The sequence below is a fragment of the Streptomyces sp. NPDC050145 genome, assembly GCF_044460245.1.
GTDB lineage: Bacteria > Actinomycetota > Actinomycetes > Streptomycetales > Streptomycetaceae > Streptomyces.
This window is the reverse complement of sequence record NZ_JBITJS010000003.1, coordinates 307,275-321,470: the sequence shown is the minus strand read 5'-3', so window position 1 is coordinate 321,470 and position 14,196 is coordinate 307,275. Positions and strand designations below refer to the sequence as shown.

The 14,196-nt window shown below is 70.1% G+C and carries 9 protein-coding genes; 3 read left to right on the top strand and 6 right to left on the bottom strand.

Features of this window, described 5'->3' with window-relative positions; all coding sequences use genetic code 11:
- Window positions 1-3 precede the first annotated feature (3 nt).
- Window positions 4-1,311, bottom strand: coding sequence for an ABC transporter substrate-binding protein (locus ACIBTU_RS08155; RefSeq protein ID WP_399125132.1), 1,308 nt, complete (start codon window positions 1,309-1,311; stop codon window positions 4-6).
- A 298-nt stretch (window positions 1,312-1,609) separates the two neighbouring features.
- On the opposite strand from ACIBTU_RS08155, the gene ACIBTU_RS08150 reads away from it, so the two are divergent.
- On the top strand, window positions 1,610-2,632 hold the full coding sequence (locus tag ACIBTU_RS08150) for a LacI family DNA-binding transcriptional regulator (RefSeq protein WP_399125131.1): 1,023 nt from the start codon (window positions 1,610-1,612) through the stop codon (window positions 2,630-2,632).
- A 363-nt stretch (window positions 2,633-2,995) separates the two neighbouring features.
- On the top strand, window positions 2,996-5,932 hold the full coding sequence (locus ACIBTU_RS08145; RefSeq protein ID WP_399125130.1) for an alpha-L-fucosidase: 2,937 nt from the start codon (window positions 2,996-2,998) through the stop codon (window positions 5,930-5,932).
- 69 nt (window positions 5,933-6,001) lie between these two features.
- Here ACIBTU_RS08145 and ACIBTU_RS08140 read toward each other — a convergent pair whose 3' ends face one another.
- The 3 genes from ACIBTU_RS08140 to ACIBTU_RS08130 form a co-directional block, all read right to left on the bottom strand.
- Entirely contained in the window at window positions 6,002-7,642 is a 1,641-nt protein-coding gene (locus ACIBTU_RS08140; RefSeq protein ID WP_399125129.1) for a glycosyl hydrolase family 8, read from the bottom strand.
- Window positions 7,643-7,660: 18 nt separating this feature from the next.
- Window positions 7,661-9,067 (bottom strand): carbohydrate-binding protein, encoded by a 1,407-nt coding sequence (locus ACIBTU_RS08135; protein WP_399125128.1) that lies wholly within the window; start codon window positions 9,065-9,067, stop codon window positions 7,661-7,663.
- A gap of 150 nt (window positions 9,068-9,217) precedes the next feature.
- On the bottom strand, window positions 9,218-10,003 hold the full coding sequence (locus ACIBTU_RS08130) for a Tat pathway signal sequence domain protein (protein ID WP_399125127.1): 786 nt from the start codon (window positions 10,001-10,003) through the stop codon (window positions 9,218-9,220).
- A 206-nt stretch (window positions 10,004-10,209) separates the two neighbouring features.
- Between ACIBTU_RS08130 and ACIBTU_RS08125 the strand changes: the two genes are divergently transcribed.
- Window positions 10,210-11,232 (top strand): LacI family DNA-binding transcriptional regulator, encoded by a 1,023-nt coding sequence (locus ACIBTU_RS08125; protein WP_399125126.1) that lies wholly within the window; start codon window positions 10,210-10,212, stop codon window positions 11,230-11,232.
- A 13-nt stretch (window positions 11,233-11,245) separates the two neighbouring features.
- On the opposite strand, the gene ACIBTU_RS08120 is transcribed toward ACIBTU_RS08125, so the two are convergent.
- Both ACIBTU_RS08120 and ACIBTU_RS08115 read right to left on the bottom strand, forming a co-directional pair.
- Window positions 11,246-12,751, bottom strand: a complete 1,506-nt coding sequence (locus ACIBTU_RS08120) for an aromatic amino acid ammonia-lyase (protein ID WP_399125125.1) — start codon at window positions 12,749-12,751, stop codon at window positions 11,246-11,248.
- The gene (locus ACIBTU_RS08115; RefSeq protein ID WP_399125124.1) at window positions 12,751-14,091 is read right to left on the bottom strand and encodes an MFS transporter; all 1,341 of its coding nucleotides are present in this window, start codon (window positions 14,089-14,091) and stop codon (window positions 12,751-12,753) included. The genes ACIBTU_RS08120 and ACIBTU_RS08115 overlap by 1 nt, the downstream gene beginning before the upstream one ends.
- Window positions 14,092-14,196: the final 105 nt, after the last annotated feature.

Sequence of the window (14,196 nt, the reverse complement as noted above, 5' to 3'; positions counted from 1 at the left end):
GGATCAGGAGGCCTTTTCCCATTCGGCGTCCAGGAACCGGGCCGCTTCCTGTGGGCTCTTTCGGCCGAGGATCACGTCCTGCACGGCCGCGTGCACCTTGGCGTCGAGGCCGGGCAACAGCGCGTCGCCGCCGGTCTCCCAGGCGAACGCCTTCACCGTCGCCTTCTGCCGCACGGACTCCTGCCACAGGTCGTAGGACTCCTTGAAGACCGGACCGGTGTCGGTGGGCGGCGTGTAGCCCTTGACGGCGGGGAACAGGGAGTCGGACTTGACCGAGTTGTCGAGGTTCGACTTGTCCAGCTGGAAGGCGAGCGCGAACTTCTTCGCCGCGTCGAGGTGCTTGGAGTGCGCGTTCACCGACAGGCCGCCGCCGGTGTAGCCGGAGGAGAGTACGGAGCCGTCGTCCGTGGGCCAGTTGAAAACGCCGATGTCGTCCTTGAGGTCGCTCTTGTCGGCGGCCGCGGCGAACCAGCAGCCCATCGGGTACATCGCGCCCTTGCCCTTGAGGAAGGCCTGCTCGGTCGCGGCGTAGTCGAGCGACACCATCTTCTTGTCGATGTAGCCGCTGCGGGCGAGCTTCTGGATCTTCGTCAGCGCGCCGACGAAAGCCGGATCGGTGAACTTCACCTTGCCCTCGCGGCGGTGGACCATCCAGTCGGGGTCCTTCTTGTAGACGTCGGTGGCGACGGCGCCGGTCAGCGGCAGGACGGAGGGGAAGGCGTCCTTGCCGCCGCCGACGACGAACGGCTGCTGCCCCTTCGCCTTCAACTTGCGTGAGTCCGCGAGGAGTTCGTCGTACGTCTTCGGCGGGGCGGAGATGCCGGCCTTCGCGAACATGGACTTGCGGTAGTAGACGACCGGTATCGACTGGGTGTTGGCGGGCAGTTGGTACACCTTGCCGCCGATGGCGCCGCCGTCGGGGACCGCGAAGTCCTTGAGCTCCGTGTCCTGCCAGGCGTACAGGTTGCCCGCGTCGCCGAGCCCGGTCGGCGCGACGGCGATCATGACGTCGGGGAACTGCCCGGAGGCGAGCAGCTGTTTGGCGTAGGCGGTGCGGTCGGCGGTCGGCGCGACCAGCTTCTTCACCGTGATGTCCGGGTACTTGCGGGTGACCCGCCTGATCGCCGCGTCCCAGTAGGCGGGCGTCAGGTTCGGGGTCTCGAAGGTCAGGAACGTGATCTGCTGTTTGCCCTTGCCGTCCTGGTCCGACGCACCGGCACCCTCGTCGACGGAGCAGCCGGCCAGCGCAGCGGTCAGGAGGGCCACGGCCAGTGCGGCCGGGGCGGTTCGGGTGGATGACGTGATACGCAACGCGGTCCTCCGTCGGATCGGGACACCAGGGGCGCCGGACGCACGGGAACCCGGGCCGTGAACGGTCCCGTGAGCGTTCCCGGGAGCGCTCACGGAGTACCTTGGAGGCAGCCGGTCCTGACGTCAATACAGGCGCGGGCAAAAGCTCGGACCTGTCGGCCGTCGGCGCAACACCACTGATCCACAAGGGCGTTGACACTCCGAAAACGCCTGCCCATGATGGCCGTGAGCGCTCACGTGAACCATCCGGCCCCAAGGCGGCGGGCCACACTTGGGCAGCCAGAAAGGAGGGCTCTGGATGCCCACCCCCCGCACCGACCGTGACGGCGCCCGCCGCAGCATCACCATCGACGACGTGGCACGCTCCGCCGGAGTCAGCAGGCAGACCGTCTCGCGTGCCATCAACGACAAGCCGGAGATCGACCCGGCCACCCGCGAGCGCGTCCTGCAGGTCGCCCAGGCACTCGGCTACCGGCCCAATCGGCACGCCCGCGGCATGGCGGGCCCCGGCCTGACGACCCTGGGCCTGGTCGTCGCCGACGTGCTCAACCCGTTCTTCCCCGAGGTCGCCGCCGGCGTGCTGGACGCCGCCGACGAGCGCGGATGGCAGATCGCGGTCTACAGCACGGGGTCCGCCCTGGAGCGCGAGCAGACCGTGGCGGCCACCATCGCCGACCATGTTGACGCCTGCATCGCGTACTTCGACGACGACACGGCCGTCCAGCGCGTCCGGGACAGCGGCATCCCCCTGGTGCTGCTCGATCACAACACCCGCCTGCCGGGCGTCGGCGGAGTCCGCATCGACTTCGAGGCGGGCATGCGCCAGGCGCTGGAGCATCTCACCGGCGCCGGGCACCGCCGTGTCGTCATGCTCGACGACCAGGGGCGCGACGACGCGGCGGCACCGCGTACCCGCCACCACCTGTTCCGCTCCCTGGTCACCGAGTACGGCCTGGACCCGGCCGAGACCTGGGTCGTGCCGGTCGCCAACTCGGCGGAGGGCGGCGCCCTCGGCATGGACCGGATCCTGACCGAACACCCCGACGCCACGGCCGTGCTCGGCTACAACGACCTCATCACCGTCGGAGCGCAGCGCCGCGCGCTGCGGCGCGGACTCGCGGTGCCGGACGACTGCGCGTTCGTCGGGTGCGACGGTCTGATGCTCGGCGAGCTGGTGGACCCTCCGCTCACCACGCTGCATGTGGACAAGCGGCAGGTCGGCCGTGCCGCGGTGGAGCAGGTCGCGGCGCTGCTCCAGGGCGGCGACCCGCCTCCGGAGACCGTCATCACGCCGAGCCTCGTGGTCCGCCGGTCGACCTGACCGCACGGGCGCCCTTTCGCACACACGCCACATCACACATCCGATCTCTATCTCACTGGCCACGCCGACACGCCCCCGCACATTCGAGATCCCGAACGCCTGTTGACCAGAAGATCCCCCAACTTGCCCAAATTCCCGGGAAACAGGGGTATCGGCGGTCGACTTCACCCGGGTACAGTTCCGGCGTTCGCTCGCGAGACATCGGATGTTTCTGGCTGAGAACTGCTCAGCCACGCGAGCCACGAACCGTCGACGGCCGGGCGCAGCGCGCAGAGCCGACCAGTGAGACCGCGCCCGTCCGGTGCTCCCCTCCTCGCCTGTTTCCGTCCACGCGAGGCATTCACGAGAGGGCGACCCAGACCCATGACACCCGAGTCCCACCGAAGACCACATCACTGGCGCACGCTGTGCGCCGCTCTGATCCTGGCCCTTGCCGCCACCTTCCTGGGCGGCGCCCCCGCCGCCCGGGCCGAGGTGCAGCATCCACGCCAGGAGTGGCTGCGCGACTCCACCGCCGGCCTGTTCCTGCACTGGGGCATGTACACCACCCCCATGCACACCGACTGCCGGGAGTGGGAGCGCGCCGTCACCGACGGCGGCTGGAACGCCGACTACTGGGTCGACCAGGCCCGTGACCTCGGCGCCTCGTACATCGTCCTGGCCACCTTCCACAGCGCGCTCGGCTACGCCCGCCCCTGGCCCTCGAAGATTCCCGGCAGCTGCGCCACCGAACGCGACCTGCTCGGCGAACTGATCGCGGCGGGCAAGGCCAAGGGCGTCCACGTCATCCTCTACATGACCGACGACCCGCAGTGGCACAACCGCTTCGACCGCGAGGCCCTCGACTCCGCCGCGTACTCCGCCTACAAGGGCAAGGACGTCGACCTGACCACCCGCCAGGGCTTCGGCGAGTACAGCTACGACCTCTTCCACGAGGTCATGGACCGCTACGACGACCTGTCGGGATTCTGGATCGACAACGACAACGAGTACTGGGAGGAGCACCACCTCTACGAGCAGGTCCACCAGCAGCACCCGTCCTGGCTGTTGAGCAACAACAACGAGGACACGCCGGAGATGGACACCGTCAGCAACGAGCAGAAGACCGGCATGGTCCCGTCCTACGACTATCCGGCGGCCGTCACCGTCCCGATGCCGCGTCTGACGGAGGCCGACTACAAGCTGCCCTCCACGGGCGACTGGTGGTTCTCCGGCCAGGACTCCCCCGTCGACGTACGACTGAGCACCGGCCGGTACATCACCAACGCGGGCTCCTCCATCAAGTCCCTGATGGGCGAGACCCCGATGGTGAACGGCAGGTTCCCCGCGCAGCAGGAGGCGTACAACGCCTTCATGGGCAAGTGGGTCGACCCGATCCGCGAGTCCGTGCACGGAGTCGACGGCGGCGGCTACATGTACGGCGGCATGCAGCCCGGCCTGTGGAACGACGGCGCGCACGGCGTCGTCACCGTCTCCCGCGCCGACGGACCGAAGACCCAGTACGTGCACGTGGTCACGCGCCCGCGCGGCGACATGGTCCGGCTGCGCGACAACGGTTACACGGCGCAGAAGGTGACCGACCTGCGCACCGGGAAGCCGCTGGCGTTCAGCCAGTCCGGCGGCTACCTGTCGCTCCTCGGCGTCACGGACTGGGACCAGTACGACACCGTGTTCAAGGTGACCACCGACGGCACCCAGGACTACTACCCGGCCGACACCGTCAAGGCCACCGCCTCGTCCTCCGCCGACGGGCACGGCGCGAACGCGCTGACCGACGGCGACTTCACGACGTACTGGGACAACGACGGCAAGGGAGCGGCCACCGTCACCCTCGACCTGGGCAAGCGGCGCAAGGCCGTGTCGCTGGCGGTGCATCAGCGGGAGTGGTCGCCCACCGGGGCCCGCGCCACGTTCGGGCACCAGGAGGACTCGGCGCGCATCAAGGACTACCGCGTCCTCGCGAGCAACGACGGCGACGACTGGAAGGTCGTGCGCTCCGGGGCGCTGCGCAGCGCGCGCGGCGTCCAGTTCATCGACATCGGGGACCAGCAGGCGCGCTACCTCAAGCTCGACGTACGCAGCCTGTGGGGCGGAGCGCAGGCCCAGGCGTTCGTCGACCAGCTGAAGATCGACGAGATCAAGGTGGCGTACGACCGCCCGGCGGCCACCACGACTCCTGTACCCCTGGAGGCGGAAGACGCCGGTCTGGGCCGTGGCGCCCTCACCTCCGCGTGTTCGGCCTGCTCCGGGGGTGCGCGCGTGACCGGTCTCGGGCACGGAACCGGCGTGACCTTCACCGGTGTGCGGGCCGACGCTGCGGGCGACTACCGGCTGCAGCTCGACCACACCTCGGGCCGGAGCGGCAGCCTGAAGGTCAGCGTCAACGGCGCGGACCCGGTGCGGGTGCCGACCTTCGCCGGAGCCCCGGACGTCCCCGGGTCCTCGGCGATCCCCGTGACGCTGCGGGCGGGAGACAACACCGTCCGGGTCTTCGGCAGCCGCAGCGGCGCCACTCCGGGGCTCGACCGCATCGCGGTGGCACCGATGCCGCCCTCCTCGTACACCCCCTCGACCAAACTCACGGTGCGACCTCACGGTCTGCAGTGGGTCGGCCAGGGCCGGCAGAGCGTCGAAGTCGACGCCACGCTGCGCATGGAGGACGACGAGCAGTTGGACGGGGTCACCCTCGCCCCTCAGGTCCCCGAGGGCTGGACCGTCGAAGGCGGTGCGGTGACGACCGAGGCGCTGCGCCTGGGCCGGCAGCTGCACGCCACCTGGACGGTGACCTCTCCCCCGGGCCAGGACGTCGGCGCGACGGACGTGCCGGTCGGCGCGAGCTTCCGCTACCTGGGCCAGGACAAGCAGGTGTCCAGCCCCGTACGGATCCGGCCGCTGCCCGCGGACCGGGTGTGGGCCAGGGAGGCCGAGGACTCCGCGAACGTGCTGGGCCCGAACGTCGGCCCCGCCGGCTGCGCCCCCTGTTCGGGCGCGGAGAAGGTGCGCAACATCGGCGGCACGCCGGAGGACTCGCTCACCTTCCCCGACGTCGAGGTGGCTCAGGGCGGCGCCTACTCCCTGCACCTCGACTACACGGTGAACGGAACGCGCTCGTACGACATCAGCATCAATGGTGGTGCTCCCGTCCGTGTCACGGTCACCGACACCGGCAACACGACACCGCGGACCACGTCGGTCCCGGTGACGCTCGACGCCGGAGCCAACTCCATCAAGGTCTTCAATCCCGTGAGCGGAGGTCCCGACCTGGATCGGCTGTCCCTGTCGCCCGTCCCGTCCCCGTAACCCGAGATATCGACGGCGCGGCAGCCACTGAACGAGGTGGCCGCCGCGCCGTCCGCATGCGGAGCCGGGTCAGGGGACCCAGTAGTTCCCGGACGCGACGATCATCGACTGGAGCTGCACGCTGCCGCCGTAGTAGAGCGCCGGGTCGATCGCGGTGCCGGCGAGCTTGCTCCACAGGGCGTCGAGCCAGGCCTGCGAGCCCGGGTCGGTGAGCGCGGTGACGGCGAACGGCGCGGTGAACGCCATGTCGTGACCGCTGTCGTACGCCGATCCGTTGAGGTGATAGCCGGAGACGACAGCCGCCGGGCTGCCGCCCGTCTTCGCCTTGACCCACGCGTTCAGCTTCCTCGCCGAGGCGAGGGAGGCCGGGTCGCCGCTGGTGACGGCGTCGGTGCCGATGCGCCAGGGGTCACGGCAGGCGTTCCAGCTGTAGTCGCCGTCGTTCGGGCTCTCCAGGACCTGGCCGGCCGCCGGCTTGGGCGTCCCGTTCGTGCCGACGACGAAGTCCGCGAGGAGTCCGGTGCCGGGCGCGTACGTGGCCTGCTGGGAGGTGATCAGGTTCTGGTGGGCGGCGCGGATCGTGTCCCAGGCGGCGTCGCCCGTGGCCCGCCGGAACGCCCTGAAGTGGTCGATCATCCAGTCCGAGGAACGTGTGACGTAGTAGTACTGATCGCCGGAGGACGACCAGTCTCCGAGCTTCGTCAGGTGCGTGCTCGGGTTCACCTCGTCGGCCTTGATCGCGTTGATGTGCTTCACCGCGAGACTCTTGTAGTCGTACGTGCCCGCGCTGCCCCACTGTCGGTCGGCGAGCAGCAGCCCGTAGGCCACGTCCAGGTCCCCGTCGGTCGCCGAGTCCGAGCCGTCGACACTCCTGCAGGAGGAGTCCTGCTCGGCGGCGAGCAGCGAGGAGTTGTTCACGGAGGGGTGCGCCAGCATGTACTTCACGAGGCCGTCGAAGATCTTCTTCGCGTCGGGGTCGGCGCCCGCCATCAGGGCCGTGACGACCATGCCGTAGCCCTGTGCCTCGGCCACGTACGGATGGTCGGCGTCCGGCGAGATGACCTCGTACCAGCCGTTGCCGCAGTTCTGGCGTACGAACGCGGACTTCCACGCGGTGTACTTGGAGAGGACGGCCTGGTCGAGATCGGCCTGACTCCCTGTCGGCTTCAGGGTCCCGGCCACGTACGGGAATTGATGGCTGCCAAAGGGGACCGCGGGCCCGGTCGATGCCGGCGCCCCGATGGTGACCTTGTCGAGGTTGGGTCCCCCGTTCGCGGTGGTCGCGGTCGCGCGGATCGTGCCGGCGCCTGCCTCGAGGGGCAGGTTCACGGTCTTGGTGGCCCAGGTGTCCCAGTCGGCGGTGACCGGGAAGGACACGTTCGTGGCGACGACGGTCCCGTTCACGGAGATGTTCATCGGGCGGTCGGCACTCGTGCCGTTGGCGTACCGGAAGGCGACCGGGACGGTCGCCGCCGACGCCTCGCTCACACCGAACTCCACGTACGAGCCGGTGATGTTGGTGTAGTCGACGAACCCGGTGCCGGTGTACCCGGCGTGGTTCGTGGCGACCGTTCCCTGCGAGATCGTGGCGTCCTCGGCCTGGTGGTCGGTGGCCGCCGCGGCGTTCCCCGCGCCGAGTGTGAGCAGAGGGAGCGCGAGTGCGAACGGCACGGCTGCCGCGAGGGCACGTCTGCGTCTGTTCAGCTTCATGGCGGTGGTTCTCCCTTCTCAACCGGTGTACTGGACGAGGACCTTGAGGTAGTCGTACGGCTGCTGCGCCACCCCGCTGCACGAGTCGCCGTCGGAGCCGGAGCCGCACGACCGGTCGCGGTTGACGGACCAGTAGGTGAGGCGGCCGATGTGGTGCTGCTGCGCGTAGGCGAGCATGGTCTGGAAGTCGCTGATCCGGACGAGCTCACCGGCGTCGTCGGTCGTGCCGTTCATCGACGAGAGGCCGATGTGCGCGTAGGTGACCGAGTCGCTGTACCCGTACGCGGACTTGACCTGCGCCTTGAGACCTTCCATGGCCTGGACGGTCAGGGTGCCCATGTTGCCGGCGCCGCCGCCGAAGTCGAAGGGCATGACGCACCAGACGTCGTTCGCCAGGCCGGAGGCCGCGCCCCGCTTGATCATGTCGATGCCGGTCGAGTCCGGTCCGCTGCTCGTCGTGCCGAACGTGATGACGGTCTTGAGGCCCGCGTTGTTCGCCTTGACGATCTTCAGGGCGTCGATGACGCGCTGGCGCACGGTCGCGCTCGCCCACTCCGTGTTCTCGATGTCGATGTCGAGGGCCTTGAGGCCGTAGGCGTTGATGACCTTCTGGTAGGCGCCGGCGAGCGCCGACGCGCTGGTGCACTTCTCGCCGAGCTTGGCGCCGCTCCAGCCTCCGACGGAGACCATCACGTCGCCTCCGGCCGCGCGGATCGCGTTGATCTTCGACTGGTCGCTGCCGCCGGTCAGCGGGCGTGAGCCGTCCCAGGCCGGGTTGCAGGTGCCGTCGGAGAGGATGAAGGCGAGGGTGAACCACTTGACGCCGGTCGCGGCCATCACCTGGGTCGGGTCCTGCGGACTGCCCCAGCCGAGGTACTCGTACGGGGCGACGGCCATACCCGGCGTGGCGGCCGGTGCCGAACCCGCGGTCAGCCTGTCGAGGTTGGGGCCGCCGTTCGCGGTGACGGCGGTGGCGCGGACGGTGTTGGTGCCCGCGTTCAGGGAGACGTTCACGCTTTTGGTGGCCCAGGTGTCCCAGTCGGCCGTGGCGGGGAACGAGACGTTCGAGGCGACGACGGTGCCGTTGACGGAGATGTTCATCGGGCGGTCGGTCGTCGTGCCGTTGGCGTAGCGGAAGCCGAGCGAGGTGCTGCCCGCGCTTGCCGCGTCCACTGTGAACTGCACGTACGAGCCGGTGGTGTTGGTGTAGTCGACGAACCCGGTGCCGGTGTACCCGGTGTGGTTCGTGGCGACCGTTCCCTGCGAGATCGTCGCGTCCTCGGCCTGGTAGTCGGTCGCGGTCGCCGCGGCGCGGGACGCCGGCGAGGCGACGAACTGCAGGGAGAAGAGACACAGGAGCAGGGCGCACAGAGCGGCGAGCGCGGTGCCGCTGCGGGACCGGCCCTGAAGGAAGGAGACGTGCACGGTATCGACCTCCGGAGAAGGGGAGTTGGGGGGTTCGAGGTGCGTGCGTGGACGAGCGGGGCGACGGCGCCCATGACTGACAGGAAAGGTTCCTGACAGTCGCAGGACACACGTCGCCCCGGGTTCGCCCGACCCGGGAGGGGTCCGGGTTCAGACGAGCTGGTAGCCGAGGAAGTCCTTGAAGCGGATGTACGTGTCCTGGAGCGAGCCCGAGGTGTCGCCGAGCGATCGGTAGATGCCCCACTTGGGCCGGACCCGGTCGTCGAGGAAGGTGTCGACGCCGCTCAGTGACTTGTCGATGATCGTGTTCGTGCCGTCGCTGAGGATCCAGCGGACCGTGCCGGAGGTGCCGTCACCGACCTTGATCCGGAAGTCCACCTTGGTCCAGGTGTCGTGGAGCGGGTCGAGCGACGTACGGCCCACGAGGGTCCCGGAGATGGGCAGCACCAGCTCGACCGTCTGGGCTCCGCTCACCCGGCGCAGCGACTGCACCACGATCGGGGAGGTTCCGGTGCCCGGCTGCTTCATCTGCATGATGTGCGTGAAGGACGTCGTGGCCTTGAGCGAGCTCGGGATGTACATCCAGTACGTGACCCGCCAGGTCTGTCCGGGCAGCCACTGGAGATAGCTGCTGGAGGACGTGCGGTTGCCGGTGACCTCCTGGCGCTGACGGTCGGTGGACGTGTCCCGGTCCACCATGTGCATGTTGAAGCGGTAGGTGTTGTCCTCGACGTAGATGTGCGGCTGCCCCTCGGGGTGCGAGTCGGCGCGGTCGTCCTCGACCGTCTCGAACGCGCCCAGCCCGTCGTCGTACGGAGACGGGTTCCACTTCAGCACCCAGGAGGAGGCCGAGGCGGGAGCGGCCGGCAGGCCGACGGCGGCGGCCGCGGCCCCGCCGAGTGCGGCGCCTAGCAGTGTTCTGCGGGACGTACCCATCGGTCGGTCCTTTCATGGTGACGGTGGTGACGGTGGTGGTGATGCGGTGCCGGTGATGACGACGCGTGTTCATATACATGACCCACGTTCATCAACATGCAACAGAGTCCCGGCGTGACGAGCCGCGGTCAATGGTCTGGACCGAAAAAGGACGGCGCACCCCGGCGCCCAAGTGGGGTGTCCTCTCGGACTCATAGACTGTCCGCGTGCCCAACAACCAGCGACGTATCACCTTGCGCGACATCGCGAAGGACACCGGACTCTCCCCCGCCGCGGTGTCCTACGCCCTGCGCGGCCTGCAGGTGCCGCCGGAGACCCAGCGGCGGGTGCGCGAGGCGGCGGACCGGCTCGGCTACCAGGTCGACCCGATCGCCAGGGCACTGGCCTCCGGCCGGACCGACACCGTCGGCGTGCTGTGCGAATCGCTGACCGACGTGTGGCAGCAGGGTCTCTCGGTCACCCTCGGCCGCAGGCTGCTGGCGACCGGCCGGCACGCCCTGATCGTCGACGCCTGCAACGACCCTGAGCTGGAGGCCCAGTTGGCCTCGCATCTGGCGGCCCAGCGGGTGGACGCGCTGATCGTGCTGCCCGTCGATCCCGCCGCCGCCCACTGGCAGCAGGTCGCCCGGCAGACAGCTCTGATCTCCATCGGCGACGGCCTCCCCGGAGCCACCACGGCGGCCGAGGTCGTCTTCGACAACGAACTCGGGGTCACCGACGCGCTCAGCCGGCTCGCCTCGGCGGGCCACCGCAGGATCGGGGTCGTGACGCCGGGCCTGGCGAGCACCCCCGACCGGCCGGCCGAGAGCATGGTCCACCGGGTCGCGGGCGAGCTGGGGCTGACGCTGACCGTGCGCACCTCGCCGTACGACCTCGAGGGCGCAACCGCCGTGGCCCGCACGGCACTTACGGAGCCGGACCGCCCGACGGCGTTCCTCTGTTTCGGCGATTCCATGGCCTACGGCGTCTACGCCGCCGCGCGGGACCTCGGCCTGACGGTGCCGGACGACGTGTCCGTGCTGGGCTACGACGACCAGCCCCTGTCCCGGCTGCTGACCCCACCGCTGTCCAGCTACCGCTGGCCCGTGGACGAGTTGCTGGACCTCATCGTCGAACGCACCGTGAAGGCCGTCGAAGAGGGCAAGCGCAGCCGGCGCAAGGTACTGCCGCCGACCGTGCAGTGGCGCGGCTCGGTCGCGGGTCCGCGCGACGGGGCCGGGGCCGTCTGAATCCGGGGCAGTTTCACCGTGACGCGACGGGCACCGCGGGCCCGGCCGCGATCGGCAGGCCCAGATCGGCCGAGCGCAGGAGCGCCGCCGCGGCGTGGACGTCCGCGGTCAGTTTGTGGTCGGCGAGGTCCGGGTCGAGGACGGCCGCGGCCGCCTCGTGGAAGCGGGACAGCTCACCGTCTCCGGGCGGAGTGCGGTCCAGCATCCGGAGGGCTCGCACCGCCCCGACGAGTTCGCAGGCCAGGACGAGGCCGAACTGGTCCACCGCTTCGGTCAGACGCCGCGCCGCGGTGGCCGCGAAACTGGCGTGCTCCTCGACCCCCCGGGAGACGACGGCGTGACCGAGTGTCACCGGCTGGGCGGCGCCGCGCAGTTCGGCGAGAGCGCTGTGCGCGGCGATCTCGGTGATCATCAGGCCGCTGCTCCCGTTCTCCGCCTGGGCGAGGAAGGGGGGCAGTCCGGTGAAGGCCGGTTCGTTGAGCGCGCCCTGCCGGGCGGTGGTGAGCTGGGCGGTGCCCAGGAGGGCCAGCCGCATGTGGTCCAGGGCCAGGGCCAGGGGCGCCTGGTGGAATCCTCCGTGGTGGTAGTAGTCCTCGCCGTCGAGAAGCGGGTTCTCTGCGCTGGCGTTGAGCTCCACCGTGAGGACGCCGTCGAGCGCGGTCCAGGCGTCCGTGGCGGCGCCGTGGACCTGGGGCAGGCAGCGGAATCCGAACGGGTCCTGGACCAGCGCCGGGCTCCAGTCGGCGCGGTCGAGCAGCTCGGTCATGCGGGCGGCGACCTGCTGGGCGCCGGGGTGCGGCCGACGGGCGTGGACGGCCGGGGCGTACGGCTCCAGGGACCCGTGCACGGCGGTGAGCGACAGGGCCGCGACCAGCGGCAGGCGGTCCAGCAGGGTGCGCAGGTCGGTGGCGGCGAGCGCCGCCTGGCCGATGGTCAGCGCGCTGCTGGACAGCAGCGGCAGCGCGTCCCAGGAACTCAGAGTGAGGGGGCGGGGCGGGGCGCCGAGGCCGGTGCCCGGCTGCCAGGGCTGCTCGCCGACGAGGGTGAGGCCGAGTTCGGCCAGCGCGGTCAGGTCGGCGGTGCCGAGCGAGCCGAGCGCGTGGATCTCGGGGACGTGGCCATGAGTGAGTGCCTGTGCGAGTGCGTCGACGACGGCTACGTCGATGGCGGATCCGGCGCCCAGGAGCTGATTGAGGCGCACCGCGAGCATGGCCCGGGCCTGCTCGACGGGGACGAGGGGGCCGATGCCGCCGGCGTGGCTGCGCAGCAGGCGCAGGCCGAACTCCCGGGTGGCGTCCTCGTCGAGCGCGGTGGTGCGGTTGGCGCCGACGCCGGTGGAATGGCCGTAGACCGAGCGCCTCGTGGTGGCCTTCATGGCCGCTGGGCGTGCCGCGCTCACGCGGGCCCTGGCCTGCGGGTCCAGGTGGACGGGGCGCTGGGTGCGGGCCAGGGCGGTCACCTGGCTCGCGGTGAGGGAGGCGCCGTCGAAGCACACGGCGTCGGGGTGTGCGGTGGTCATCAGTGGTGCAGGCCTTCCGTGGTCACCAGGTTCCGGGTCTCGGGTGCCCAGGCGATGCTGGCCAGGGTGCCGACGAGCAGGACTCCCGCCAGCCAGGCCATCGACCAGCCGATTCCGAGCCGGTCGAGGCTGATCGGCAGGATGAAGGTGCCGACCGCGGAGGCGACCCGGCTCGCGCCGTTGAGGAAGCCGACACCGGCGCCGCGCAGCGCGGTCGGGAACAGCTCGGGCGGGTACACCTGCGTGACGTTGGACGCGGCCGCCATCACGAACGTGTAGATGACGAAGGGCACCATGAGCACGAGGCCGGAGTGGTCGTTCAGCGCGGCCATCGCCGCGAGACAGACGGTCAGGACGACGAAGGTCCAGATGGTGAAGGGCCGGCGGCCCATGCGCTGCACCGGCCACAGTCCCACCACGCCACCGAGCAGGAGGAACAGGTTGAGGACGGTGTTCTGTGTGTCCGCGTCCCCGACGTGGAGCGAGGCGAGGATCGTCGACATGAAGGTGTAGATCGCGAAGTACGGCAGGACCTGGGCGCTGTAGAAGATCGCGCCGAACCAGGTGTTGCGACGCTGTCCGCGGGCGAACAGTTCGCTGTAGCTCGGGGTGACCTCGGGCGCGGGCGCCTGGTCCTGGGCGGTGCGGGGTTCGGGTTCCTCCCCGAGGTAGCGGCGGCGGATCTCGTCGGCTTCGGCGAACCGGCCGCGGCTCGCGAGCCAGCTCGGCGACTCGGGGGTGCCGATCCGCAGGAGCAGGACGAGCACGGCCGGGAGGGCGCCGGCGGCCAGCAGCAGGTGGGCGGAGGTGTCGCTGAGGGAGATGTAGGTGCCGAGGATGTTGGCGAGCACGTAGCCGACGGTCCACAGGACCGTGAGCGACCCGAGCAGCAGGCCGCGCAGACGCCGGGGAGAGAACTCGGAGAGGAGGGTCGGGCCCACGGCGTAGTCGGCGCCGAGCCCGAAGCCGATCAGCAGGCGCAGGGCGAACAGGCTCCACGGATCGTGCGCCCACAACTGTGCGGCGGAGGCGACCGTGATCAGGACGAAGTTGTACAGGTAGAGCTTCTGGCGTCCGATGGCGTCGGCCACCCGGCCGAGGATCACACTGCCGAAGAAGAGCCCGATCAGCGCGGAGGAACCGAGCAGACCCTGCCAGACGCCGCTCAGGTGGATCGAGGTCGACAGGGTCGGCAGGACGGCCCCGATGACCCCGAGCGCGAAGCCGTCGGAGAAGTTCGCACCGAACGTCGTGGCGGTCACGCGCAGGTGGAACCTGGTCAGACGTTCCTTGGGACCGCCGGCTACCGCTCTCGTCTGGACGATGGCTTCGGTCGTCATGAAGGCGCCTCCCGGCACAGGATGGGTGGCCCGCGGCTGCCACGGAGAGCTGACCGGTGGGGCCGGCCGCGCTGAGTGAGTGGCACCACGATGCGCGATGGTTCG